This is a genomic window from Rhodococcus sp. MT28 (assembly GCF_058792695.1).
In genome coordinates this window covers 120,150-146,062 of the sequence record NZ_JBXAFD010000004.1, presented here as the reverse complement: position 1 = coordinate 146,062, position 25,913 = coordinate 120,150, and the positions used below count along the sequence as shown (strand labels likewise).

The following is a 25,913-nucleotide window of genomic DNA, read 5'->3' as shown; positions in this document are numbered from 1 at the left end:
ATGACCATCGCACGAGGCCGCGGCGATCAGTTCCTGCTGAAGAGTCGCAAAGTAGCCAGAATTCCAGTGAACGCGTTGGACCGCGCGGGCGAGCAGATGTCGTTCTACGCGCGCGCCATCGCGTGGACCCCTCGCACGCTGCATCGGTACCGGAAGGAGACGCTTCGACTACTCGCCGAAGTGACCTTCGGTAGCGGTGCGCTCGCGGTGATCGGCGGAACCATCGGCGTCATCGCGATGATGTCCGGATTCACGGGTGTCGTCGTCGGCCTCCAGGGCTTCGCCGCTCTGGAGCAGTTGGGTAGCTCGGTCCTGACCGGCTTCCTCTCCGCATACGTCAACACCCGTGAGATCGCTCCGATCGTTGCGGCTCTTGCGCTCTCGGCCACGGTTGGTTGTGGCTTCACCGCCCAACTCGGTGCCATGCGAATCTCCGAAGAGATCGACGCGCTCGAGGTCATGGCAGTTCCGTCGGTGCCGTTCCTGGTCACGACGCGCATGATCGCCGGCTTCGTCGCCGTCATCCCGCTGTACATCGTGGGTCTGCTTGCGGCGTACCTCGCCTCGAGAGTGATCAGCACGGTCTTCAACGGGCAATCAACGGGTTCCTACGACCACTACTTCAACCTGTTCCTGCCACCGCAGGACGTGCTGTATTCGTTTGCGAAAGTCCTGGTATTCGCCTTCGTGCTGATCCTGATCCACTGCTACTACGGGTTCCACGCCTCAGGTGGTCCCGCAGGTGTCGGCGTGGCCGTCGGCCGCGCTGTTCGCGCCGCAATCGTGACGATCGCCGTTCTCGACTTCTTCCTCAGCCTCGCAATCTGGGGCACCACGACGACAGTGAGGGTGGCCGGATGATCGAGGCTCCGTCAGTCCTGCGCCGCCGTGTGCTCGGACTCGTGTTCTTCGTGGTGTTGGCATTGTTCCTGGCCTTCACCATCGGAACCTTCAACAAGACGTTCAAGGACGTCGTGAAGATCGACCTCGTGACCGACACAGTCGGAAATGCGTTGCCACCCAACGCGGACGTCAAGGTCCGTGGGCTGCTGGTCGGCGAGGTGCGATCCGCGTCGACGAAAGACGGCCAGGTCACCTCGGTCCTCGCGATCGAGCCGGACAAGGCTGATCTCATTCCGTCCAACGTCACGGCGCGTCTGCTCCCGAAGACGCTTTTCGGTGAGCGCTACGTCTCCCTGATCATTCCGGAGGGAACCACCGCGACCCCGATTTCCGCGGGAACGGTGATCCACCAGGACAAGAGCGGCAATGCTGTCGAGGTCGGCGACGTTCTGGACGGACTGCTCCCACTTCTGCAGGCGATTCCGCCGCAGGATCTGGCGAACACTCTCGGTTCTCTCGCGCAGGGTCTGACGGGACGCGGCGCCGAGCTCGGTCTGACGGTCGATCGTCTCGAGGAGATCTTCCGCGGCGTCAATACCGAACTGCCCGCGGTGCAAGAGGATCTGCGCAAGTTCGCGGACTTCTCCCAGACGTACTCGGACGCTGCGCCCGATCTGATCAACGCTCTCGACAATCTGCGGACCACGGGTAACACGGTGGTGCAGAAGCAGGACCAGTTGCGGACACTGCTGGCGTCGCTCACCGTGACATCGTCTGACACCGCAGCCTTCCTCGAAGCGAACTCGTCCTCGATCATCACGCTCGCTGCGGATTCGAAGGAAGCTCTCCAGCTTCTGGCCCAGTACTCTCCGACCTTCGGGTGCACGTTCAAGGGCTTCTCGGACACCGCTCCGGAAGCTGCCAAGATCCTGTCCACCGACGCGCCCAATCCTGGTGTGCGTGCGAGTATTCAGATCGTGAACCCCAAGGGTCGCTACCTGCCCAACCAAGACGAGCCACGGCTCGTCGACAACCGCGGCCCGGTTTGCTACGACAACGTCACCGAGCCCGGTCGTCCGTTCCCGCAGTACCCCGGCGGTTCGTACGGTGACGGTTCCTACCAGGTTCCTTCCCGCAATCCAGGTCCCGCCACCATGGAATTCCTGCCTGCACCCGAGGGCTCCGGACCTCAGTTGTTCTCGACCAACAACAGCGGTCCGGCTCAGCAGGCCGGCTACGCGGGCTCGAAACTCGAAGAGGATACGTTGAAGGTGATCTACGGACAGGCCAACGGTGTTGCGCCGGACGATGTTCCGGCGTGGACCACGATGGTCAGCGCTCCGGCATTCGCAGGTGCGGAGGTGAGCGTCCAATGAGAGGACTCGCAGCTCCGCTGACAAAGCTCATCATCTTCGTTGTGGTGACGGTCCTGGCGACAGGACTGCTGGCAGCCAGTATCGCCAACCTCGGCGGCGGTGGCGGCACCAAGTTCAACGCCGTCTTCTCCGACGTCACTTCGTTGAACGAGGGCGACGAGGTTCGCATTGCCGGTGTTCGTGTCGGCCAGGTCGAGAAGATTGCCATCGTCAACGACAACCAGGCCGAGGTCCAGTTCTCGGTATCCGACCGTGATTGGTTGCCGGCCAGTTCCATCGCCACCATCCGGTTCCGCAACCTGGTGGGGCAGCGGTACATCTCGCTCTCGCAAGGTGAAGGCAGCCAAGGCAAGAAGATCACCGGCGGCGATACCCTGCCGCTGTCTCAGACGCGCCCGGCAGTCAACCTCACGACACTCTTCAACGGCTTCAAGCCGCTGTTCACCACCCTGAGCGCGGACGACGTCAACAAGCTGTCGTACCAGATCATCCAGGTGTTCCAAGGCGAATCGGGCACCATCAGTGAGCTCGTGCGCAACACCGCGAGCCTGACCAACACCGTCGCGGACAAGGACGCGGTCATCGGCGCGGTGATCAAGAACCTCAACGACGTTCTCGACACCGTCAACGCGAACGACAAGAACCTCGATTCACTGATCGTCAACACCCAGCAACTCGTCACCGGGTTGGCCAACGAGCGTGGGGTGGTCGGTTCGGCCGTCACCTCACTCGCCGGCCTGACCGACGCGACGGCAGACCTGCTCGAGCCGACGCGGCCGTCGATTCAGGGCTCGATCACGGCGCTCAACACACTGGCGACCACACTCAATCGTCGGAGTGACGACGTCAACGCGGTGCTCGAGACCTTGCCGGTCAAGCTCGAGAAGCTCGCACGCGTAGCGAGCTACGGTTCCTGGTTCCAGTTCTATCTGTGCGGAATCGACATCGTTGCCGGTCCAGGACAGTCTGCGTCGCTGAATCTGCCCACCGGCCTGCCGACGGTCAATCAGCCGATTTACACCAACGCGGCCACGCGATGCACTCAAGACGGTATGAGGGAGTTGCAAGGTCGATGAGTAAACGTCGCAGTCCGGCAATGGCCGGAGCCATCGGTATCTTCGTGGTGCTGCTGGCCACTTTGTCCGCGTTCTTCCTCGATTCGCTTCCGTTCGTGGGAGCAGGCTCGTCCTACTCCGCCGAGTTCTCCGAAGCCGCGGGTCTCAAGCCTGGTAACGAGGTTCGTATCGCCGGCGTGAAGGTCGGCAAGGTCACTTCCGTCGATCTCGACGGTGACCGTGTTCTCGTCGACTTCAAGGTCAGTGACGCGTGGGTGGGAGATCAAACCTCTGCGTCCATTCAGATCAAGACCATTCTGGGACAGAAGTACCTCGCACTAGATCCGCGCGGAACCGACAACCTCGATCCCAAGGATCGGATTCCGCTAGAGCGCACCACCTCTCCGTACGACGTCGTTCAGGCCTTCTCGGCCGCGGCGGACACCGTCGGCGACATCGACACCGACCAGTTGGCGAAGAGCATGGAGACGTTGTCCCAGGCATTCTCCGAGACACCTGGCGATGTCCGCGCTTCGCTCGACGGTGTCAGTCGGCTGTCGCAGACGATCGCGAGCCGCGATCAGGACTTGCAGAAGCTCTTCGCCGCCACCGGGAAGACGTCGCAGATTCTTGCTGACCGCAACAAGGAATTCACCCAGCTGATCCGAGACGGTGGACTACTGGTGCAGGAGCTCAACAATCGCCAGCAAGCGATTTCGCAGCTGCTCACCGGAACTCAGCGCGTCTCTCAGCAGCTCACCGGTATCGTTCGTGACAACGAGGCGGCAATCGGGCCGGCGCTGACGCAGCTCAACGGCGTCATCGACATCTTGAAGGCCAACAACGAGAACTTGGACAAGGCACTGAAGCTCTACGAACCCTTCATTCGCTTGTACGCCAACGTGGTCGGCAACGGCCGTTGGTTCGACCAGGTCGTCGTGAACCTCCTTCCGCCGGGTCTGCCGGACATTCCGGGCTACCGTGACCCCGTTCGTACGTTGGGAGGCAACTGATGGCTGATACTGCCGAAGCCGGAAGCGGCTCCAAGAAGCGCTCGTTCGCGATCATCGCCGCTGTTCTGATCGGGTTACTCGTAATCGGTGGTGCGCTGTGGTGGGTGTTCACTCGCGCCGGTACCACCAAGATCACCGCCTACTTCGACAAGTCGGTGGGTATCTATGACGGTTCCGACGTTCGTGTTCTCGGTGTCAAGGTCGGCACCGTCGAATCCGTCGAACCCCAGGGAGATCAGGTCAAGGTCGAGCTGCGTGTCGATCGTGGGATCGACATTCCCGCGGGTGCCAGTGCCGCTCAGATCACGCCGTCGGTGGTTGCCGACCGCTACATCCAGCTGACACCGGTCTTCACCGGCGGCGACAAGATGGCCAGCGGTGCAGTAATTCCGATCGAGAAGACGGCGACGCCTGTCGAGGTCGACCAGTTGTACTCCAGCATCGACGAACTCGCGTCGGCTCTCGGTCCTGAAGGTGCCAACAAGAACGGAGCACTGTCCGATTTCGTCGAGACAGGTGCGGCCAACCTCGAGGGCAACGGTGAAGCGTTGGGAGACAGCATCACCAACCTCTCGGATGCCGCACGGACGCTCAACGATTCGCGTGACAACATCTCGCTCACCATCAAGAACCTGGATACTTTTGTGGGCGCTCTCGCGGCCAACGATCAGCAGGTGCGCCAGTTCAACACGCAGTTGTCGGACCTGACCGGATTCTTGGCAGGTGAGCGCGACGATCTCGGTGCCGCTCTGAACCAGCTCTCGATTGCGCTCGGCGACGTCGCGAAGTTCGTGGCCGACAACCGCGATCAACTGGTCCAGACAACCGAAGGTCTCGTCGAACCGACACAGACACTGGCGAACAACAAGGAAGCCCTGGCCAACACGCTCACCATGCTTCCGTTGGCGATCTCCAACCTGGTCAACTCGTACGACGCCGAATCAGGTGTGCTGGCTTCACGTCTGGCGTTCCCTGATCTTCAGAACCCGGCCGGAGTTCTCTGCAAGTTGATGGACCTCGGCAAGCTGTTGCCCGGTGATCCGCGGTTCGAGGCATTGGGAAGGCAGATGCAACCGGCTATCGACCAGTGCGCAAACGTCGCAGCGATGACCGACGCAGCCAATCAGGCTGCAGGCCTGAACCTTCCCTTCGGCATCCTTGCCGGTTCCGAACGACAGATGCAGGTAGTTCCGGGCACTGTGCCCGGCGTCGTGTCACCGCGACTGACCAGTGGAAACGGGGAGGGCGAGTGAAGCGTTCATTGATAGTCGGCGCCGGATTGTGCGCCGTCCTGATCTCGGCAACCGCCTGCTCGTCCGAGGGGATCTACGCTGTCCCGCTTCCCGGCGGTCCTGATGTGGGTTCCGATCCGATGCACTTGACCATTCAGTTCGACGACGTGCTCGACTTGGTTCCGCAGTCCGCTGTGAAGGTCGACGGCGTTCCCGTCGGTCGCGTCGACGACGTGTCGGTCGGACCGGACGGATGGACCGCGGACGTGGGCATCATCCTCGACTCGTCGGTTGATCTGCCCGCCAACGCAATTGCCGCGGTCGAGCAGACCAACCTGCTCGGCGAGAAGTTCATCCAGCTGTCGGCCCCGCCGTCCGGACCGGACTCTGCGAAGCTGGCCGACGGTGACCTCATTCCGCTGGATCGCACTCGCCACGCCACGGAGATCGAGCAGGTTCTCGGCGCATTGTCGCTGCTGCTCAACGGCGGCGGTGTGGGCCAGTTGCAGCCCATCGTCGAAGAACTCGGTGCCGCGTTCGACGGTCGCGAAGGCAAGACGAGAAGTCTTCTGGAGCAGGCGAACACACTCATCGGTGGACTCAACGAGCAGCGTGACGACATCACACGCGCGCTCGACGGCCTGGATGTGCTCTCGACTCGCGTCAACGATCAGAACGAGAAGATCGGGAAGATTCTCGAGGAACTCCCCGTTGCGACACAGGTTCTCAACGAGCAGCGTCCGCAGCTGACGCAGATGCTCGCTCAGGTGGATCGACTCGGAACAGTGGGAACCGACGTCCTCACACAGTCCAAGGACGATCTGATCGCTGATCTTCAGGCTCTGCGTCCGACGCTGCAGGCGCTCGCAGACTCCGGTGACGACTTCGTGGGGGCACTTCCGTTCCTTCCGACGTTCCCGTTCCCGGACGGTGTCGAGAAGATTGCACAGGGTGGTTCGGTCAACCTCTTTCTGAGTGTCGACCTGCAGATCGGCAATACACTCTCGGGTCTCGGTGTCGGGCAGGGAGAACCGGAATACCGCCAGCCCAAGTTCGGCAATCCCAAGCCGGTGGTTGACCCCTCCAACCCGTACTACAACGGCAACGGGCCGCGACCGGGGTGGCCGACAGTGTCACTGCTGCCGATCGCTCCGATCCTGCCGCAGGTTCCCGTTGTCGCCGGCCTTCCCGCCACAACAGCGGGTGACCCGGCAACGCCGGCGCCCGCGGCGAACCCACTCAACCCCATCCAGGGAATGCTGGAACAGTTCGGAATCGGCGGTGATGGACAGTGAGATCAGCTCTGGTCAGATGGCAGCTCGTCGGCTTTGTCGTGGTCGCGCTCCTGGGTCTCATCTACGTCGGCGCCAAGTACGTGCGCCTGGACAACCTCATGGGGTTCGGTCAGTACACGGTCAAGACCGAATTGGCCACGTCCGGTGGAATTTTCACCAACGCCGAGGTGACATATCGCGGCGTGCCGGTCGGGCGAGTGGGCGACATGTCGTTGACCGAGGACGGAATTCAGGTCGACCTGAAGATCGACAACAGTGCTCCGGAGATTCCCGCGTCGGCCCGTGCCGTCGTGGCCAACCGCTCCGCCATCGGTGAGCAGTATGTCGACCTTCAGCCCGATACCGATCAGGGACCGTTCCTCGAGGACGGCTCGGTGATCGCGGTGGGGGACACCACAACTCCGATCCCGATCGAGGATGTGCTGACCAGTGCCAACGGCTTGGTCAAGTCCGTGCCCGTCGACGCGCTCCACACCGTCGCCGTCGAACTCGGTGCAGCGTTCAACGGCAAGGGCGAGGACATTCAGGTCCTGGCCGATTCGCTGTCCGGCCTCTCGCAGTCCGGGCTCGACACTCTGCCTCAGACGCTCGCGCTGATTCGGAACAGTGAGACGGTATTGACGACGCAGTCGGATCAGTCCTCCGCGATCAAGCAGTTCAGTACCGATCTCGATGCTGTCACGGCGCAGTTGCGGACCAGCGATCCGGACATCCGTCGCTTGATCGACAACGGCATCCCGGCCAGCGATCAGATCGGTGCCCTCATCAACGAGGCGGGCCCGAGCCTGACGACTGACCTGACCAATCTTGCCGCGACCACCGAGACGCTTGCGCCGCGAACGATCGCGCTGCAGCCGTTCCTGATCTTCCTTCCCGGCCTGGCCGCTGCCGCACCGACGGTTGCTCCCGGCGACGGAACGGTCCATCAGGGCTTGGTGCTGGAGACCAACAATCCGCTCTCGTGCACGGTGGGTTACGAAGGCACCATGGCGATCCTGGACGAGATGAAGCGTCAGAATCCCAATTTCGACGACACCCAGCAGGACTTCCCGCTCAACACCGCCGCGTCGTGTGAGACGCCGCTGGGCAGCGAGACGGGCGTCCGCAGTGCCAACCGCGTGGTGTACGCCGATCCCGACACGATCCAGCCTTGGGACTTCAAGCCGAAGGTCGATCCGGACAAGTTGAACCTCAACCCGATCGCGACGCAGTTGGCGCCGTTGCTCGGAGTGACACCGAAGTAGACCGATCCGAATGTGGTCGAGTTTGTGCAGTTCAGGCTACTGAGTTGTGGCAGTTGACGATTCGCGGCCAGAGGCTGGGCAAAACAGGTAAGTAGGGTAGTGAGTGTGATTCAGAGAAACAGTTCCCCGCAGTCCGGCGGGCCCGAGCAAGTCGAATCGGGAGCGCCGACAACCGGTAGACCGAAGGGGCTGACAGCGTCTCTGATTGCGGTCGGTGTCTTGCTTCTGGCGGCAGTGGTTGCGCTCGGTGTGTTCGGCGTCCCGTACGTTCGGGCGCTCACCACCGACCGCACCACCGCCGAGATGCGTGACGACGCGCTTATCGGTGCGCAGCAAGTCGCGATCAACCTCAACAACGCGGATTCGGCCAATCTCGACCAGTCGATCGAGAACATGCGTTCTTCGGTGACCGGTGACGAGATGACGACGTATCTGCAGACCGTTCAGGATTCCATCACCGACGAGTTGCGTAACTCGGGCTCGAAGGCTGACACCGAAGTCGTTCAGTCCGCGCTGACCGAGCTCAATACCGATGACCGGACCGCCACGGCACTGGTCGTCGTTCGAGTCACCACGACCCAGGGCAACCAGTTCGTCAAGAATCAGCTCGGCATGCGGCTGGGCATGGTCGAGGTCGACGGGGTCTGGAAGGCTCAGTCGGCTGATCCGATCGGCTCTCGGCTCGATCTCGGCTCCGGCACCCTGCCGGCCACCGACGGCTCCACGCCTGCTCCTGACGCAACGCCCGCACCCGGTTCGGGGACCGAGGCACCTGCCTCCGGTGCTCCCGCACCGACAACCGAGGGTGGTGATTCCGGTGGCCAGTAGTTCGTCGAACCTGCACACCGACATCCCTCGAAGGAGAAGCGCGTAATGCCACCCAAACGTCGTACCGGCGGACCGTCCTCCCCGCAGAACCGTCGGCCGAAGATCGCGGGAAGCGCTCGCTCGCTCAACGTCCCCGCGGGGACGTCCGATTCGGATCCGGTCGAGCCCACGATCGAACAGCCGGAAGAAGAAACACAGGAGGCTGTGAAGCCGGAGGTTGCGAAGCCGGAGGTTGCGAAGCCGACGCTCACGAAGGCAGAGTCCGGAGAAATCGAGCCGCCGAAGACGGAAACCGACGCTCCGGAATCCACACCGGGCCCCGATCTGACCAAACCGGCGAAAACCGTCGCAGACGAGCCCAAGGCCCCTGCTACCCCGGAGACGGGCGCGGGGGAGTCGGCGACAACACCTACACAATCCAAGGCCGGTTGGCGCCTGGTCGCGATCCTGGGGGCCGCAGCGGTCATCGTCGCGATCCTCGCCGGCATCGCCTTCTTCAAAGTCGGCGCGAAGACGGACGACATCGCCTGGGTGGACGAAGGCGCCACGGCTGAGGTTCTTCGTGTGACGCCGTCGGCGTTGGCTGCAGTCTTCACGTTTTCTCCCGACACCTTCGACGCCGATTTCGACAAGGGTGTCCAGGGCCTGAACCAGTCGATGCGCGATCAGCTGACGCAGTACAAGGACACGCAGAAGGCCGGCGTCGAACAAACCCAGACGGCAACGACCGCTGATGTCCCGCTGATCGGGATTACACGGCTCGAGAAGGACCGGGCGCAGTTGCTCGCCCAACTGAACGTCAGCTCGACGCAGAACGGCGTGGCGGCAGACTCTCGCTCCGGAATGGTCATCGTGAGTCTGGAGAAGCAGGACGGAAACTGGCTGATCTCGGAGATCCGCGACCAGTAGCTCGGAGATCCGCGACCAGTAGCTCGGAGATTCGCGACCAGTAGCACCTGCGCACCAGCGCGAAGATCTGGATCGACGCACGATGTCGGTCCAGATTTTTCGTATGTGACGCCGTTGCTGGCTACACTCCCGGTGGCAGTGTTCGAATGCGCGTCACGAATGTTCGAATGCTGCGACACGCGCTCTCGCCCTTGACGGAGCGGTCCGCAAGGTCCACTCTGATCGGTGAACATGCACGGACGAGTGATCGGCAGTCTCACGTCAGTATCTGAATTCGACCCTCAGTTACACCCGACTCGACATTTCCAGAGTAAGGGTGTACTTTTGGACGTTGCGCTGGCTGCCTCCTGTCCACCCCTCGTCTCAACCGCTGCGAAGTCAAGTACTTCTTGCTTTCTGCGACGGGTTTCGTTCGGGTTGTAACCAGCGAAATTCGAAGCAGATACAGCGGCGGTCGCAACAGCACGGAGCGGCCCGCGTGAGGTGCTGGAAGGACGCATCTTGGCAGTCTCTAGCCAGACCAAGGCAGTTTCCGGAATCCCCGGAGCCCCGAAGAGGGTTTCGTTCGCGAAAGTTCGCGAACCCCTCGAAGTTCCCGGGCTTCTTGACGTACAGACAGATTCGTTCGAGTGGCTGATCGGCGCGCAGAGTTGGCGTGAACGAGCAGCGGCACTCGGCGACAATGCAGTGTCCGGTGGTCTCGAGGACATCCTCGCGGAGCTTTCTCCGATCGAGGATTTCAACGGCACTATGTCGCTGTCCTTCTCCGACCCTCGATTCGACGAGGTCAAGGCCTCGACGGACGAGTGCAAAGACAAGGACATGACCTACGCGGCGCCGTTGTTCGTCACCGCGGAGTTCATCAACAACAACACTGGTGAGATCAAGAGCCAGACGGTCTTCATGGGAGATTTCCCGATGATGACCGACAAGGGCACCTTCATCATCAACGGCACCGAGCGTGTGGTCGTCTCGCAGCTCGTGCGTTCCCCCGGTGTGTACTTCGACATGAGCGTCGACAAGAGCACCGAGAAGGATCTGCACAGCGTCAAGGTGATCCCGGGTCGCGGCGCATGGCTCGAGTTCGACGTCGACAAGCGCGACACCGTTGGTGTCCGTATCGACCGCAAGCGTCGTCAGCCTGTCACCGTCCTGCTCAAGGCACTCGGCTGGACCACCGAGCAGATCACGGAGCGCTTCGGCTTCTCCGAGATCCTCATGGCCACGCTGGAGAAGGACAACACCGCCGGCACCGATGAGGCGTTGCTCGACATCTACCGCAAGCTGCGTCCGGGCGAGCCCCCCACCAAGGAGAGCGCGCAGACCCTGCTGGAGAACCTGTTCTTCAAGGACAAGCGCTACGACCTCGCTCGCGTGGGTCGTTACAAGATCAACAAGAAGCTCGGCCTGAACGCGGGTCAGCCGATCGTTGCATCCACGCTCACCGAAGAAGACATCGTCGCCACCGTCGAGTACCTCGTGCGTCTGCACGCAGGTGACACCTCGATGACGGCTCCGGGCGGCGTCGAGGTTCCCGTCGAGGTCGACGACATCGACCACTTCGGCAACCGTCGTCTGCGTACGGTCGGCGAGCTCATCCAGAACCAGATCCGCGTGGGCCTGTCCCGCATGGAGCGTGTGGTTCGTGAGCGCATGACCACGCAGGACGTCGAGGCAATCACGCCTCAGACGCTGATCAACATCCGTCCCGTCGTCGCTGCGATCAGGGAGTTCTTCGGAACCTCCCAGCTGTCGCAGTTCATGGACCAGAACAACCCGCTGTCGGGGCTGACGCACAAGCGTCGTCTGTCCGCCCTCGGCCCGGGTGGTCTGTCCCGTGAGCGCGCCGGCCTCGAGGTTCGCGACGTTCACCCGTCGCACTACGGCCGCATGTGCCCGATCGAGACCCCGGAAGGCCCGAACATCGGCCTGATCGGTTCGCTGTCGGTCTACGCCCGCGTCAACCCGTTCGGTTTCATCGAGACCCCGTACCGTCGCGTCGTCGACGGACAGGTGACCGACGAGGTCGACTACCTGACCGCTGACGAAGAAGACCGCCACGTGGTCGCGCAGGCCAACTCGGCCATCGACCGCGAGGGTCGCTTCACCGACTCGAAGATTCTCGTCCGCCGTAAGGGTGGCGAGGTCGAGTTCGTCGCGTCCTCCGACATCGACTACATGGACGTTTCGCCGCGTCAGATGGTGTCCGTCGCAACCGCGATGATTCCGTTCCTCGAGCACGACGATGCAAACCGTGCCCTGATGGGCGCGAACATGCAGCGTCAGGCTGTCCCGCTGGTTCGCAGCGAGGCACCTCTCGTCGGTACCGGCATGGAGCTGCGTGCAGCTGTGGATGCCGGCGACGTCATCATCACCGAGAAGACCGGTGTCGTGGAGGAGATCTCCGCGGACTACGTCACGGTGATGGCTGACGACGGAAGCCGCAAGACGTACCGGATGCGCAAGTTCGCGCGTTCCAACCAGGGCACGTGCGCCAACCAGCGTCCGATCGTGGACGAGGGACAGCGTGTCGAGGCCGGCCAGGTTCTGGCCGACGGCCCTTGCACCGAGAACGGTGAGATGGCGCTGGGCAAGAACTTGCTCGTCGCGATCATGCCGTGGGAAGGCCACAACTACGAGGACGCGATCATTCTGTCGCAGCGTCTCGTGGAAGAGGACGTCCTGACCTCGATTCACATCGAGGAGCACGAGATCGATGCCCGCGACACCAAGCTCGGTGCCGAGGAAATCACTCGCGACATCCCGAACGTCTCCGACGAGGTCCTCGCCGACCTCGACGAGCGCGGCATCATCCGTATCGGTGCCGAGGTTCGTGACGGCGACGTGCTGGTCGGAAAGGTCACGCCGAAGGGCGAGACCGAGCTGACCCCCGAAGAGCGCCTCCTTCGCGCCATCTTCGGTGAGAAGGCTCGCGAGGTTCGTGACACGTCCCTCAAGGTTCCTCACGGTGAGACCGGCAAGGTCATCGGAATCCGCGTGTTCTCACGTGACGAAGACGACGATCTGCCTCCCGGTGTCAACGAGCTGGTCCGCGTCTACGTGGCACAGAAGCGCAAGATCCAGGACGGCGACAAGCTCGCCGGCCGCCACGGTAACAAGGGCGTCATCGGCAAGATCCTGCCGCAGGAAGACATGCCGTTCCTCTCGGACGGCACGCCTGTCGACATCATCTTGAACACGCACGGCGTCCCGCGTCGTATGAACATCGGTCAGGTCTTGGAGACCCACCTCGGGTGGATCGGCAAGACCGGCTGGAACGTTCAGATCGCGTCCGACGGCTCTCGTCCCGACTGGGCTGCGACCCTGCCGGAAGAGATGCTGTCCGCTCCGGCCGACTCGAACATCGCCACCCCGGTGTTCGACGGTGCGAAGGAAGACGAGCTCACCGGTCTCCTCGGCGCGACGCTGCCGAACCGTGACGGCGAGCAGATGGTCGGACCCGACGGAAAGGCCACCTTGTTCGACGGCCGCTCCGGCGAGCCGTTCCCGTACCCGGTCTCGGTCGGTTACATGTACATCATCAAGCTGCACCACTTGGTCGACGACAAGATCCACGCTCGTTCGACCGGTCCGTACTCGATGATCACGCAGCAGCCTCTCGGTGGTAAGGCCCAGTTCGGTGGCCAGCGCTTCGGTGAGATGGAGTGCTGGGCGATGCAGGCCTACGGCGCGGCTTACACGCTGCAGGAACTGCTGACCATCAAGTCTGACGACGTGGTCGGTCGAGTCAAGGTGTACGAAGCCATCGTAAAGGGCGAGAACATCCCCGAACCCGGCATCCCCGAGTCGTTCAAGGTGCTCCTCAAGGAGCTCCAGTCGCTCTGCCTCAACGTGGAGGTGCTGTCCTCGGACGGCGCGGCCATCACGATGGCGGACGGCGACGACGAGGACTTGGAGCGGGCCGCAGCGAACCTGGGCATCAACCTGTCCAGGAACGAAGCTGCGACGGTCGACGACCTCGCGAACTAGGTTTCGGTCCCCGGGTTGCTCTTGAGAGAGCGGCCCGGGGGCGTAGTTCACATTTGAATTGGCAGTCAGGTTGCCGGGTGACCGGCAACCGTAACCCCAACGGGGAAAGGAAGTTACGTGCTCGACGTCAACTTCTTCGATGAACTCCGCATTGGCTTGGCCAGTGCAGAGGACATCCGCAATTGGTCCTACGGCGAGGTCAAGAAGCCGGAGACCATCAACTACCGCACGCTCAAGCCCGAGAAGGACGGCCTCTTCTGCGAGAAGATCTTCGGCCCCACTCGGGACTGGGAGTGCTACTGCGGTAAGTACAAGCGTGTCCGCTTCAAGGGCATCATCTGTGAGCGCTGTGGCGTCGAGGTCACTCGCGCCAAGGTTCGTCGTGAGCGCATGGGTCACATCGAACTGGCCGCACCGGTCACGCACATCTGGTACTTCAAGGGTGTTCCGAGCCGTCTCGGTTACCTGCTCGACCTGGCTCCGAAGGATCTCGAAAAGATCATCTACTTCGCTGCCTACGTCATCGTCGGTGTCGACGAGGAGCTCCGTCACAACGAGCTGTCCACCCTCGAAGCCGAGATGCAGGTCGAAAAGAAGACCGTCGCAGATCAGCGCGACGCCGATCTCGAGGCACGTGCGCAGAAGCTCGAAGCCGACATCGCCGAGCTCGAGGCAGAGGGCGCGAAGTCCGATGTCCGCCGCAAGGTCAAGGACGGCGGCGAGCGCGAAATGCGTCAGCTCCGTGACCGCGCGCAGCGTGAGCTGGATCGTCTCGACGAGATCTGGACCACCTTCACCAAGCTGAGCGTCAAGCAGCTCATCATCGACGAGCTCCTGTACCGCGAGCTGGTCGACCGTTACGGCGAGTACTTCACGGGTGCGATGGGCGCAGAGTCCATCCAGATCCTGATGCAGAACTTCGACCTCGACGCCGAGGCAGAGTCTCTCCGCGAGACCATCCGCAGCGGCAAGGGCCAGAAGAAGCTGCGTGCACTCAAGCGCCTCAAGGTGGTTGCGGCATTCCAGACCAACGGCAACTCGCCGATGGGCATGGTCCTCAACGCTGTTCCGGTGATCCCGCCGGAGCTTCGCCCGATGGTTCAGCTCGACGGTGGACGTTTCGCGACGTCCGACCTCAACGACCTGTACCGCCGCGTCATCAACCGCAACAACCGCCTCAAGCGACTGATCGACCTCGGTGCTCCCGAGATCATCGTCAACAACGAGAAGCGGATGCTGCAGGAGTCGGTCGACGCCCTGTTCGACAACGGTCGTCGTGGACGCCCGGTCACCGGACCGGGTAACCGCCCGCTGAAGTCCCTGAGCGATCTGCTCAAGGGCAAGCAGGGTCGCTTCCGTCAGAACCTGCTCGGTAAGCGCGTCGACTACTCGGGTCGTTCCGTCATCGTCGTCGGTCCTCAGCTCAAGCTGCACCAGTGTGGTCTGCCCAAGCTGATGGCTCTCGAGCTGTTCAAGCCGTTCGTGATGAAGCGTCTGGTCGATCTGAACCACGCGCAGAACATCAAGTCGGCAAAGCGCATGGTCGAGCGCAAGCGCGTCCAGGTGTGGGACGTCCTCGAAGAGGTCATCGCCGAGCACCCCGTGCTGCTCAACCGTGCACCTACGCTGCACCGTCTGGGTATCCAGGCATTCGAGCCGCAGCTCGTCGAGGGCAAGGCCATTCAGCTCCACCCGCTGGTGTGTGAGGCCTTCAACGCCGACTTCGACGGTGACCAGATGGCTGTTCACCTCCCGCTGTCGGCAGAGGCTCAGGCCGAGGCACGCATCTTGATGCTGTCCTCGAACAACATCCTCTCGCCTGCTTCGGGTCGCCCGCTCGCCATGCCGCGTCTGGACATGGTCACGGGTCTGTTCCACCTGACCCGTCTCGACGAGGGTGTCACCGGTGAGCTCGTTGCTCCGACCAACGACGAGGCAGAGCAGGGCGTGTACTCCTCGCCCGCCGAGGCTCAGATGGCAGTCGACCGCGGCGCGCTCTCGGTTCAGGCTCAGATCAAGGTGCGTCTGACGCAGCAGCGTCCGCCGCGCGACCTCGAGAACGAACTGTTCCCCGAGGGCTGGAACTACGGTGACGGCTGGACCGCCACCACGACACTCGGCCGTGTGCTCTTCAACGAGCTGCTTCCGGCGGACTACCCGTTCGTCAACGAGCAGATGCCGAAGAAGCGCCAGGCGACGATCATCAACGATCTCGCCGAGCGGTACCCGATGATCGTGGTTGCTCAGACCGTCGACAAGCTCAAGGACGTCGGGTTCTACTGGGCCACCCGTTCGGGTGTCACGGTCTCGATCTCCGACGTGCTCGTGCCGCCGGAGAAGCCTGCCATCATCGAGGACTTCGAGGCTCAGGCCGACAAGATCGAGAAGCAGTACCAGCGTGGTGCTCTGGACAAGAAGGAGCGCAACAGCGCTCTGGTCACCATTTGGCAGGAAGCGACCGACAAGGTCGGCAAGGCCATGGAGGCTCACTTCCCCGACAGCAACCCGATCCCGATGATCGTGAAGTCCGGCGCAGCCGGCAACATGACTCAGGTTCGCTCGCTCGCCGGTATGAAGGGCCTGGTGACAAACCCGAAGGGTGAGTTCATCCCGCGTCCGATCAAGTCTTCCTTCAAGGAAGGCCTGACCGTTCTCGAGTACTTCATCAACACGCACGGTGCTCGTAAGGGTCTGGCCGATACCGCACTCCGCACCGCCGACTCGGGTTACCTGACCCGTCGTCTGGTGGACGTTTCGCAGGACGTCATCGTCCGCGAGGTCGACTGTGGAACAGAGCGCGGCATCGTCACCACGATCGCCGAGAAGCAGGCCGACGGCACGATGATCCGCGATGCTCACGTGGAGACCAGCACGTACGCCCGTACCTTGGCGGCCGATGCAGTCGACGCGAACGGCACCGTCATCGTCGAGCGTGGCCACGATCTCGGTGACCCCGCGATCGATGCTCTGCTCGAAGCCGGCATCACGACGGTCAAGGTCCGCTCGGTCCTGACCTGCACCACCGGCACCGGCGTTTGCGCCACTTGCTACGGCCGCTCGATGGCCACCGGCAAGCTGGTCGACATCGGTGAGGCTGTCGGTATCGTCGCCGCACAGTCGATCGGTGAGCCCGGTACTCAGCTGACCATGCGTACCTTCCACCAGGGTGGTGTCGCAGGAGATGACATCACCGGCGGTCTGCCGCGTGTCCAGGAGCTGTTCGAGGCACGTGTGCCCAAGGGCAAGGCTCCTATCGCGGACGTCACCGGTCGGGTACAGCTCGAAGACGGCGATCGTTTCTACAAGATCACCATCGTTCCGGACGACGGCGGCGAAGAGGTTGTCTACGACAAGCTCAGCAAGCGTCAGCGTCTGCGTGTCTTCAAGCACGCCGACGGTCGCGAAAGCCTCTTGGCTGACGGTGACCACGTCGAGGTCGGACAGCAGCTCATGGAAGGTGCTGCCGATCCCCACGAGGTCCTGCGAGTCATGGGTCCGCGTCAGGTTCAGATCCACTTGGTCAACGAGGTCCAGGAGGTGTACCGGAGCCAGGGTGTGTCGATCCACGACAAGCACATCGAGGTCATCGTGCGCCAGATGCTTCGTCGCGTGACGATCATCGATTCGGGTGCCACCGAGTTCCTGCCCGGTTCGCTCACCGAGCGCGCCGAGTTCGAGTCGGCAAACCGCCGCGTTGTCGCCGAGGGTGGCGAGCCCGCAGCCGGCCGTCCGGTGCTCATGGGTATCACGAAGGCGTCGCTCGCGACGGATTCGTGGCTGTCCGCGGCATCGTTCCAGGAGACCACTCGTGTCTTGACCGACGCGGCTATCAACTGCCGCTCGGACAAGCTGATCGGTCTGAAGGAAAATGTCATCATCGGCAAGCTGATCCCTGCCGGTACCGGTATCAACCGTTACCGCAACATCCAGGTTCAGCCCACCGAAGAGGCACGCGCCGCTGCTTACGCAGTGCCGTCGTACGACGACCAGTACTACAGCCCGGACGGCTTCGGCCAGAACACCGGTGCTGCAGTTCCGCTGGACGACTACGGCTTCAGCAACGACTACCGCTAAGCGTTAGTTCGTAGAAATCCCCCCACTTCGAAAGAGGTGGGGGGATTTTTCATGTCAGGAGTGGGACGTTTTCAGGAGTTGCTGCCGCTGAGGTCCGGGATGACGATCTCCTGGACGGCCCACTTGTTCCCGTCGGGGTCGGCGAAGTAGATGAACCGCCCCCAGGCCTGGTCGTCGATCGGGCTGATGTCGATGCCGCGGCTCTTGAACTCGCGCTCGGCCTCTTCGATGTCCTTGACCACTACCTGCATGCCGACGACCGAGCCGGGCTCGGCGTCGGTGATTCCCTTGCCGATGCAGATCGAGCAGGCCGAACCGGGAGGGGTCAGCTGGACGAATCGCAGGTCTTCGCTGACCGTGTGATCGTGGTCGGCATTGAATCCGAGGCGGACGTAGAAGTCCTTGGCGCGGTCGATGTCGGTGACGGGAATGGCGACCAGTTCGAGCTTGATGTCCATGACGTGCCCTTCATGTGATGGTGAATTCCGGCGACAGGTCCAGTGTTGCGGGTATTGCGGTCAGAAACGGTCCTCGTTCGGCGTCCGGATGAAACTTTCCGAATTCCTTGTTGCTCCGAGGGTGCTTCTCTCACTGCTCGACCGATCCCGAACCAGGAGCGGATACCCCGACTCCGCAGCTCTGACGCATTCCGTCGAACGTGCCGCGCACGCCGACGCTCTCGGCTACCACCGGTTCTGGGTCGCCGAGCATCACGCGGTGCCCGGGATCGGGAGCGGGTCGCCGGCAGTACTGCTTGCCGCGATCGGCGCGCATACGCGCGATATCAGACTCGGCAGCGGTGGAGTCATGCTGCCGAATCACCAACCGCTGATCGTCGCCGAGCAGTTCCTGATGCTGGAGGCTCTCTACCCGGGGCGAATCGATCTCGGCCTCGGCCGATCGCTGGGATTCACGGAGCCCGTACGTCAGGCACTACGACGCAGCAAGGACGCTCCGGACACGTTTGTGTCGGACCTGGACGAGGTGAGGCGTTACCTGGACGGATCCGCCGCAGTGACGGCACGGCCGGCGTCGCAGACTGGGGTGCCGATCTTCGTGCTGGCGACGCGCACAGGTCTGAAAGTGGCAGCGCAGCTGGGGCTTCCGGTGGTCGTGGGTGGGCCGATACTCGGAATCGGTAGCACCGACCGGGTGGAGGCGTTGGACGAGTACCGCCGAGCTTTCCGGGCCACCGACGCTCATCCCGAACCCTATGTGGTGGTTTCTCTCGAAGTGGCGGTTGCCGATTCCACCGACGCGGCGCGTGAGTTGCTGATCCCGGAGGCATACGCGCTCGCAGAATCGTCACGGACGGGGGAGTTTCCGCGCTCGCGTCGCTCGACAAGATCAGGCTTGCCCCGCGCAGTGATCGAAACGCCAGGCGGATCGAGTCGTTCATGGCGTCGGCGCTGCACGGGACGCCCGTCGAGGTGAAACAGCAACTTCACGATCTCGCCGAACGGACCGGTGCCGACGAAGTGTTGGCGTCGACATCGACGTACGACCGTGACGCGCTTGCACTTTCGGACCGCCTGCTACGTGAGGTGCTTTAGCGGTGTCGTTGATCTAACGGGGCACGTGAAACTCGAGCAGAGTGGCGACGGAGTCGTCGAGTTCGGTCCACGGCACCGGTACGGAGAGGACGGCGATCGCCGAAGTGGGGAACTTGTCGCGGATACGTTGGGCCGCTTCGGAGTTTTCGTTCGATGCGAGATCGAGTGCAGTCCAAGGAATTCCGGGTTCGTGTCCGACGATCAGGAGCGTCTTGACGTGGTCGGACGTGGTTCGCGCAGCTGCAATGACGTCTGCGGGTGAGCCGCCGTAGATGGACTTCTCGAACCCGGCGGGAGCTTCGATTCCCGTCGAGGCAAGGGTTTCGACGGTCCGCCGGGAGGTGGAGCACAGAACGGCGTCGACGGGCGGGACGTTTTCGCGGATCCATTCGCCGCCGATGCGGGCCTCGCGTAGGCCCCGTTCGGCGAGCGGACGCTCGTGATCACGGATGCCCTCGGGGTAGCTGGACTTGCCGTGTCGCATGAGGACGAGGGTGCGGTGGTCGGCCATGCGTTCACGGTATCCGCTTTGTGCCCGTCAGTCCGGTTACTCTGGATGGTCAGGACCTTGAAGGAGGTTTTCGATGGCCGGTAAGAAGCTCGATCGAACTAATGCCCGAACTGCACTCGAGGTGGTACGCGAAAGCCCCACCATCGCTTTCATCACCGTTGCCCCGGCAGTGGTCGTGTTCGGCGTGGTGTGGTGGCTCTTCGGTTTCTGGGCCGCGATTCTTCTTGCGTTGGTGTTCGGTGTCGCGGCTGTCGCGACCCAGAAACTGCGTTAGAGGGCGCTCACCTGCGCAACTGCGCGGAGCGCTTCGCCGACCAGGAACCAGACCGTGACGGTCTTGTCGTCGACGCGGCTGCGCAGGACGACGTCGTCGCTGGAGACGATGGGGGAGAGGTACTCGATCAGTGCTCGATGCGGAACTGTCCGTAGTTCGGTGCGAGCGCTGAGGACCTCTTCGACTGCCTGCCAGTAGACGGCGTTGTTGACGTGGTCGAACGGGTCGATATCCGTGGCGCGCAGAGCGAACGGCGTGTCCAGAACACCGGCGTCGTCCGCCTCCGGTGCGTTCTCGGCGAGTACCCGCTTCCACTTCAGGCGATGCTCGTCGGTGGATTCCTCCAGTGGCCGCATGAAGTCGTCACTCATCCGCGTGGGCATGCCCGACTCGGCGCTGATGTTGATCCAGAAGCCTTCGGTTTCCATCAGCGCGCCGTTGCTGCCGTCGAAGCGCACACGCATGTTCGCCCATCTCGTGGAGAAGCCGGAGCACCAGCGAGTCATCGTCAACTCTTCCGGCCAGATCGCCGGGCGTACGACGTCGACGACCGTACGACGCACTATCCAGAGCGGATGGGTGTCGATGGCTCCCGCGGCCTCGATGTTGTCGTTGCCGATGTCCTGCAGGTAGCGGGCGACGGCGTCGAGCCTGACCTGCTTGGCGACGTCGATGTCGCCGGTGCGGACCGGGCGGGACTTGACGAAGATCGGTCCTCGGTCCGGCTGTTGCGCGAGCGTGAGATCTGGGTTCACGTGAGATTCCTGTTCGCTGGAGTGAGCCGATTCTGTCAGGCTTTTCAGCGAGTGGCGATTATCTGCTTTCCGCAGCCGGAGCCGTCGACCATTCGTGCCACGGCGACGGCGGTGTCGGCAAGGGGATGAACGGAGTCGATCACCGGGGTGATGTCACCTGCGTCGATCATCTGCGTCAGGACCTCCAGATCGTCGGCGTTCTCCGAAGCGATGAAGGTGCCCATTTTCTGAGATATGAACGGAGACAAGCACTGTGCGCGTATTTGGCGATCGGTTCCGCCGAGCCACCGTCCGCCGTTCTCGCCGCCGACGATCACCAGCGTTCCGGTGCGTGTGAGCGCCCGTCGAAGATCTCGCAGTCGGCGGTTGCCGCCGGTGTCGATGATGACGTCGTACCGATGCGATCCGTCGGTGGCGTCGTCGACGCGGTAGTCGAGAACCTCGTCGGCACCGATGGAGCGGACGGTATCGGTTTTCGAGGTGCTGCACACGCCGGTGACGTGAGCGCCCATGGCTTTTGCCACCTGCACCGCGTAAATCCCGACGCCACCGGATGCGCCGAGTACGAGGACGGATTGGCCCGCCTGCACGCGGCCGTGGTCGCGCACGGCTTGCAACGCTGTGAGGGCGGAGACCGGCACCGCTGCTGCTTGTGCGAACGACAACCGGGCAGGTTTTGCGGCAATCTTCGTCTCGAGTGCGCGTGCGTACTCCGCGAACGAACCGACCGCGATCCCGTATACCTCCTGGCCGACTGCCACGCGGGTCACCGAACTGCCGACGGCCTCGACTCGGCCGGATACGTCCAGTCCGCGTACCCGGTTCCTAGGTCTGCGCAGCCCGAAACCCGCGAGGCGCAACGGATATGGCAGTCCGGCCATGAGATGCCATGCCCCGCGGTCGACGGACGCGGCCTCGACGCGTATCAGCACTTCGTTGTCGGCGACAGTGGGGCGCGGAATGTGGTCGACGTAGAGAACGTCGGCCTCGCCGTAGCGATCCTGTACGACGGCGGTCATCAGTTCCTTCGGCATGCGAGTCTCCGTTCGTCGAATACTTACAGCGTAAGTATTGCACTTACGGTGTAAGTTCTGTCAACGTGGAGAAGCGCGCAAGATTGACCCGAGACGACGTCGTACACGCTGCTGTCGCGCTTGCCGATTCCGTCGGAATCGATTCGATGACCATGCGGAAGCTGGGCACCGAACTGGGCGTCGAAGCGATGTCTCTGTACAACCATGTTTCGGACAAAGGGGATCTGCTCGACGGAATGGTCGATGCGGTCTTCGCGGAGATCGATCTGCCGACGCCGGGACGCCCGTGGCGCACGGAACTTCACGTGCGAGCGGTATCGACAAGGGAAGTGTTGGGGAGGCACCCGTGGGCAACTCCGTTGATGGAGTCCCGAACGACGCCTGGTCCCGCGACCCTGCGCCACCACGATGCCGTCATCGGAACGCTACGCGCCGCCGACTTTCCCGTCGCCCTTGCTGCGCATGCCTTTTCGATCATGGATGCGTACATCTACGGCTTCGTGCTGCAAGAAGTGAGCTTGCCGTTCGAAACAGCGCAGGAAACGACGGAACTGGCGAAGGCGATCATGGGCTCGTTCGAGAGCGGTCAGTATCCGCACCTGGCCGAGTTGACCACCGAGCACGTCCTTGCTCCGGGATACAGCTACGCCGCCGAATTCGCTTTCGGTCTCGATCTGATTCTCGACGGACTCGAACGTCTGCACATCGGGAGCGAACGATGATCTGACGTGAGTACCGGGTTAAAGTCGAGAAAACCGGGTTACCGGTCCAGACTTCAGATGTCCCGAAGAGGAGCTTTCTGTGCGCGCCATGGTGGTTACGGAACTGTCCGGTCCCGAAGGAATTGTCGCGCAGGAGGTTCCCGAGCCCGCAGCCGAAGGTCTTGTTCTCATCGATGTGAAGGCAAGTGGCGTCTGCTTTCCGGACCTGCTCATCACCTACGGCAAGTATCAGATCCGCCCGGAACCGCCGTTCATTCCCGGCGCGGAGATCTCGGGCGTCGTGGTCTCCGCGCCGGAAGGGTCGGGTTTCGCTCCGGGCGATCGTGTTCTCGCGGCCGCGTATCTGGGTGGGTATGCAGAGCGGATTGCCGTCAACCCGGCGCAGGTACTCCGAATTCCGGACGGACTCGCCTTCGACGAGGCGGCCTCGCTGATCATCAACTATCAGACGATGGAGTTCGCGCTCGCTCGTCGCGCGAAGATCGTCGCGGGGGAGACTGTCGTCGTGCTCGGCGCTGCAGGCGGAGTCGGAACGGCAACCATCCAGCTGGCCAAGGCGCACGGTGCCCGGGTGATCGCCGTGGTACGACGCGAGGGCGTCGATGACTTCTTGCGTGAGCTCGGTGCCGACGAGGTGGTCGCGCTGGCTCCGGGATGGGGAGAGCGGATTCGGGAACTGACCGACGGCGTCGGCGCTCAGATCGTGGTGGATCCGGTGGGCGGCGATGCGTTCGACGACGCGGTCCGGGTTCTGGCACCCGAAGGACGACTCGTGGTGATCGGATTCGCCGGCGGCGGTATTCCCGAGGTAAAGGTGAACCGGGTGCTGTTTCGCAATATCAGCATTGTCGGCGCGGCATGGGGTGAGTTCACGCGTACCAATCCCGAAGCGGTAGCCGAGGTGCATGCATCGCTGGTAGAACACGTCCGGAACGGCTTGCGTCCGCTGGTCAAGGCACGGTATCCGCTTGCCGACGCAGCAGTTGCCCTGGCTGATCTCGAAAGCGGCAAAGTTCTCGGAAAGGCCATCTTGCTGCAGGAATGATTCTTCGCAACGTGATGGTGGTCACCAAATAATAAGTTGCAACATGTTTTCATTTGGGCAATAGTTGCAACCGCACTACCATTTGCCAGGTGATCGCTTCCGATTCTGATGACCTGTATGGAGCACTCGACGAGTTGTTCACTCGCCTGATGAGCGCCGGTGATTCGGAGTCGATCGATGCGTTGATCGAACTGGATCTCTCGTTCTCTCAGGTGCGTGTGCTGTTCGTACTTGCACAACGTGATGCGGCGATCCCGATCAACGAGGTTGCCGACGAGCTTCGGCTCTCGGTGGCAGCTACGGGGCGGAACATCGATCAGCTCGTGAACATGGGTCTGGTCGATCGACGTGAAGACGAGCGGGACCGACGCGTCAAGCGGGTTTCCTTGTCGGAGGCCGGTCGTAAGGTGACGACCAACCACATCGAGTGCAAGCGCGGCCAGCTTCGCGAATTCGCGTCGCGTGTTCCTGAGCCAGAGCGGATTCGTTTGTTCGAGGCTCTCAAGCCCATTCTCGCGGGTGACTATCTGCGAGCACTTAACCAGGAGACTTCGCGATGACATCGCCGAACGCGCCGGCACCGGCGTCCGACAAACTTGACGGGGCGGTCCTCAAGATCGCTTCCGTGGTGGTGCTCGGCGCCATCATGTCGATTCTCGACGTAACCGTGGTGAGCGTCGCGCTCACCACTTTTGCCGAGGACTTCGAAACTTCGTACGCCACCGTCGCGTGGACGATGACGGCCTACACGCTCGCCTTGGCGACGGTCATTCCGGTTACCGGTTGGGCTGCCGACCGTTTCGGCACCAAGCGCCTGTACATGACGGCCCTGGTGCTGTTCGTACTCGGTTCAGTCGCTTGTGCGATGGCGTGGGACATCACCTCGCTCATCGGCTTCCGCGTGCTCCAGGGTCTCGGCGGCGGCATGTTGATGCCGCTCGGTATGACGATCATGACCCGGGCCGCCGGTCCGGACCGTGTCGGTCGTGTCATGGCAGTTCTCGGTATCCCGATGCTGCTCGGTCCTATCGGCGGCCCGATTCTCGGTGGTTGGCTGATCGAGGCCGCGAGCTGGCACTGGATCTTCCTGATCAACTTGCCGATCGGCATCATCGCTCTGGCTGCTGCGTTCATCATTCTGCCGTCCGACAAGGCGAAGCCTTCGGAGTCCTTCGACTTCCTCGGCATGATCCTGCTGTCGCCCGGCCTGGCGCTGTTCCTGTTCGGTGTGTCGTCCATCCCTGAGGTGGGAACCGTCGCGTCCGCTCGGGTTCTGGTGTCGGCCGGTATCGGTCTGGCACTGATCATCGCCTTCGTGTTCCACGCGCTCAACAAGGATCACCCGCTGATCGACCTGCACCTGTTCAAGAACCGTCAGTTGACCACCGCCGTCATCACGACGTCGCTGTTCATCGTCGCGTTCATGGGCGCCGGGTTGCTGTTCCCGAGCTACTTCATTCAGGTCGGCGGTCACACCACGCTCGCTGCCGGATTGTTGATGGCTCCGCAGGGTCTCGGCGCTATGGTCACCATGCCCATCGCTGGTCGACTGGTCGACAAGATCGGCCCGGGCAAGATCGTCCTGACCGGTTTGCCGTTGATTCTGATCGGCTTGGGTGTGTTCACACAGGTTGCCTCGGATTCCCCGACGTGGCTGCTGATGGGTGCCTTGTTCGTCATGGGCCTCGGTATGGGTTGCACCATGATGCCGCTGATGACCGCAGCTATCGTGACGCTCTCCAACGAGCAGATTGCTCGCGGCTCCACCCTGATGAACATCGTTCAGCAGACCGCAGGTTCGATCGGTACCGCCGTGATGTCGGTGGTCTTGACCAACCAGCTTCTCGATCGTGGCCTCGACACGACGATGGTCGGTGCGGCCTCGCACATTCCGACCGAACCGGGAAGTCCGCAGGAGTCTGCTGCGAATTCGATTCTCAGTGCGGCGTCGGATGCCTTCGGTAACACCTTCCTCGTTGCCACTGTGCTGATCGTCCTGACCCTCATCCCGGCGTTCTTCCTGCCGCGGAGCAAGACCACCAGGCCGGTGGCCGAGGGCGAGACGGCAACGCCGATCGTTATGCACTGACCGCTTTTCGGTAGATCGTTCGTCCAGGTGAGGGCGGCACACATCTTGTGTGCCGCCCTCACCTTTTTGCC

At 62.5% G+C, this 25,913-nt stretch carries 20 protein-coding genes and 1 pseudogene; 17 read left to right on the top strand and 4 right to left on the bottom strand.

Going from position 1 to position 25,913, the window contains the following annotated elements; genetic code table 11:
• The 11 genes from AC1Q6C_RS16995 (at nucleotide 1) to AC1Q6C_RS16945 (ending at nucleotide 17,859) form a co-directional block, all read left to right on the top strand.
• Entirely contained in the window at nucleotides 1-861 is an 861-nt protein-coding gene (locus AC1Q6C_RS16995; RefSeq protein ID WP_003941894.1) for an MlaE family ABC transporter permease, read from the top strand.
• A complete protein-coding gene (locus AC1Q6C_RS16990) occupies nucleotides 858-2,219 on the top strand; it encodes an MCE family protein (protein ID WP_003942007.1) in 1,362 nt (453 codons plus the stop codon). The genes AC1Q6C_RS16995 and AC1Q6C_RS16990 overlap by 4 nt, the downstream gene beginning before the upstream one ends.
• On the top strand, nucleotides 2,216-3,295 hold the full coding sequence (locus AC1Q6C_RS16985; protein WP_003941932.1) for an MCE family protein: 1,080 nt from the start codon (nucleotides 2,216-2,218) through the stop codon (nucleotides 3,293-3,295). The genes AC1Q6C_RS16990 and AC1Q6C_RS16985 overlap by 4 nt, the downstream gene beginning before the upstream one ends.
• Nucleotides 3,292-4,287 carry an MCE family protein gene (locus AC1Q6C_RS16980; RefSeq protein WP_230359642.1) on the top strand — a complete coding sequence of 332 codons (996 nt, stop codon included), beginning with the start codon at nucleotides 3,292-3,294 and terminating at the stop codon, nucleotides 4,285-4,287. Before AC1Q6C_RS16985 ends, AC1Q6C_RS16980 begins: the two co-directional genes overlap by 4 nt.
• On the top strand, nucleotides 4,287-5,540 hold the full coding sequence (locus tag AC1Q6C_RS16975; RefSeq protein WP_230359643.1) for an MCE family protein: 1,254 nt from the start codon (nucleotides 4,287-4,289) through the stop codon (nucleotides 5,538-5,540). The genes AC1Q6C_RS16980 and AC1Q6C_RS16975 overlap by 1 nt, the downstream gene beginning before the upstream one ends.
• Complete coding sequence (locus AC1Q6C_RS16970) at nucleotides 5,537-6,814, top strand: MCE family protein (RefSeq protein WP_003941859.1); 1,278 nt, start codon at nucleotides 5,537-5,539, stop codon at nucleotides 6,812-6,814. The genes AC1Q6C_RS16975 and AC1Q6C_RS16970 overlap by 4 nt, the downstream gene beginning before the upstream one ends.
• Complete coding sequence (locus AC1Q6C_RS16965; protein WP_007728444.1) at nucleotides 6,811-8,058, top strand: MCE family protein; 1,248 nt, start codon at nucleotides 6,811-6,813, stop codon at nucleotides 8,056-8,058. Before AC1Q6C_RS16970 ends, AC1Q6C_RS16965 begins: the two co-directional genes overlap by 4 nt.
• Nucleotides 8,059-8,157: 99 nt before the next feature.
• The gene (locus AC1Q6C_RS16960) at nucleotides 8,158-8,886 is read left to right on the top strand and encodes a hypothetical protein (protein ID WP_007728440.1); all 729 of its coding nucleotides are present in this window, start codon (nucleotides 8,158-8,160) and stop codon (nucleotides 8,884-8,886) included.
• Nucleotides 8,887-8,931: 45 nt separating this feature from the next.
• Nucleotides 8,932-9,795 (top strand): energy transducer TonB, encoded by an 864-nt coding sequence (locus tag AC1Q6C_RS16955; protein ID WP_065352141.1) that lies wholly within the window; start codon nucleotides 8,932-8,934, stop codon nucleotides 9,793-9,795.
• A gap of 483 nt (nucleotides 9,796-10,278) precedes the next feature.
• Entirely contained in the window at nucleotides 10,279-13,785 is a 3,507-nt protein-coding gene (gene rpoB / locus AC1Q6C_RS16950) for a DNA-directed RNA polymerase subunit beta (RefSeq protein ID WP_003942068.1), read from the top strand.
• Nucleotides 13,786-13,902: 117 nt separating this feature from the next.
• Nucleotides 13,903-17,859: a DNA-directed RNA polymerase subunit beta' gene (locus AC1Q6C_RS16945; protein ID WP_003941914.1), complete on the top strand. Its 3,957-nt coding sequence runs from the start codon at nucleotides 13,903-13,905 to the stop codon at nucleotides 17,857-17,859.
• 71 nt (nucleotides 17,860-17,930) lie between these two features.
• Here AC1Q6C_RS16945 and AC1Q6C_RS16940 read toward each other — a convergent pair whose 3' ends face one another.
• Nucleotides 17,931-18,317: a glyoxalase superfamily protein gene (locus tag AC1Q6C_RS16940; RefSeq protein ID WP_003942070.1), complete on the bottom strand. Its 387-nt coding sequence runs from the start codon at nucleotides 18,315-18,317 to the stop codon at nucleotides 17,931-17,933.
• 88 nt (nucleotides 18,318-18,405) lie between these two features.
• Here AC1Q6C_RS16940 and AC1Q6C_RS16935 point away from each other — a divergent pair.
• A pseudogene (locus tag AC1Q6C_RS16935) lies at nucleotides 18,406-19,412 on the top strand (MsnO8 family LLM class oxidoreductase).
• 13 nt (nucleotides 19,413-19,425) lie between these two features.
• Here the strand turns inward: AC1Q6C_RS16935 and AC1Q6C_RS16930 are convergent.
• Nucleotides 19,426-19,923 (bottom strand): SixA phosphatase family protein, encoded by a 498-nt coding sequence (locus tag AC1Q6C_RS16930; protein WP_007728426.1) that lies wholly within the window; start codon nucleotides 19,921-19,923, stop codon nucleotides 19,426-19,428.
• A gap of 73 nt (nucleotides 19,924-19,996) precedes the next feature.
• On the opposite strand from AC1Q6C_RS16930, the gene AC1Q6C_RS16925 reads away from it, so the two are divergent.
• The gene (locus AC1Q6C_RS16925; RefSeq protein WP_003941897.1) at nucleotides 19,997-20,197 is read left to right on the top strand and encodes a hypothetical protein; all 201 of its coding nucleotides are present in this window, start codon (nucleotides 19,997-19,999) and stop codon (nucleotides 20,195-20,197) included.
• On the opposite strand, the gene AC1Q6C_RS16920 is transcribed toward AC1Q6C_RS16925, so the two are convergent.
• A complete protein-coding gene (locus AC1Q6C_RS16920) occupies nucleotides 20,194-20,952 on the bottom strand; it encodes an acyl-[acyl-carrier-protein] thioesterase (protein ID WP_007728423.1) in 759 nt (252 codons plus the stop codon). The two genes, AC1Q6C_RS16925 and AC1Q6C_RS16920, sit on opposite strands and share 4 nt — an antisense overlap.
• Nucleotides 20,953-20,996: 44 nt before the next feature.
• Nucleotides 20,997-21,986 carry an NAD(P)-dependent alcohol dehydrogenase gene (locus AC1Q6C_RS16915; protein WP_007728421.1) on the bottom strand — a complete coding sequence of 330 codons (990 nt, stop codon included), beginning with the start codon at nucleotides 21,984-21,986 and terminating at the stop codon, nucleotides 20,997-20,999.
• Between the two features lie 65 nt (nucleotides 21,987-22,051).
• On the opposite strand from AC1Q6C_RS16915, the gene AC1Q6C_RS16910 reads away from it, so the two are divergent.
• The 4 genes from AC1Q6C_RS16910 (at nucleotide 22,052) to AC1Q6C_RS16895 (ending at nucleotide 25,842) form a co-directional block, all read left to right on the top strand.
• The gene (locus AC1Q6C_RS16910) at nucleotides 22,052-22,708 is read left to right on the top strand and encodes a TetR/AcrR family transcriptional regulator (RefSeq protein WP_003941871.1); all 657 of its coding nucleotides are present in this window, start codon (nucleotides 22,052-22,054) and stop codon (nucleotides 22,706-22,708) included.
• Between the two features lie 79 nt (nucleotides 22,709-22,787).
• Nucleotides 22,788-23,753, top strand: a complete 966-nt coding sequence (locus AC1Q6C_RS16905) for an NADPH:quinone oxidoreductase family protein (RefSeq protein WP_003941986.1) — start codon at nucleotides 22,788-22,790, stop codon at nucleotides 23,751-23,753.
• 89 nt (nucleotides 23,754-23,842) lie between these two features.
• The gene (locus tag AC1Q6C_RS16900) at nucleotides 23,843-24,313 is read left to right on the top strand and encodes a MarR family winged helix-turn-helix transcriptional regulator (protein ID WP_003941890.1); all 471 of its coding nucleotides are present in this window, start codon (nucleotides 23,843-23,845) and stop codon (nucleotides 24,311-24,313) included.
• Nucleotides 24,310-25,842, top strand: a complete 1,533-nt coding sequence (locus AC1Q6C_RS16895) for a DHA2 family efflux MFS transporter permease subunit (protein ID WP_003942006.1) — start codon at nucleotides 24,310-24,312, stop codon at nucleotides 25,840-25,842. Before AC1Q6C_RS16900 ends, AC1Q6C_RS16895 begins: the two co-directional genes overlap by 4 nt.
• Nucleotides 25,843-25,913: the final 71 nt, after the last annotated feature.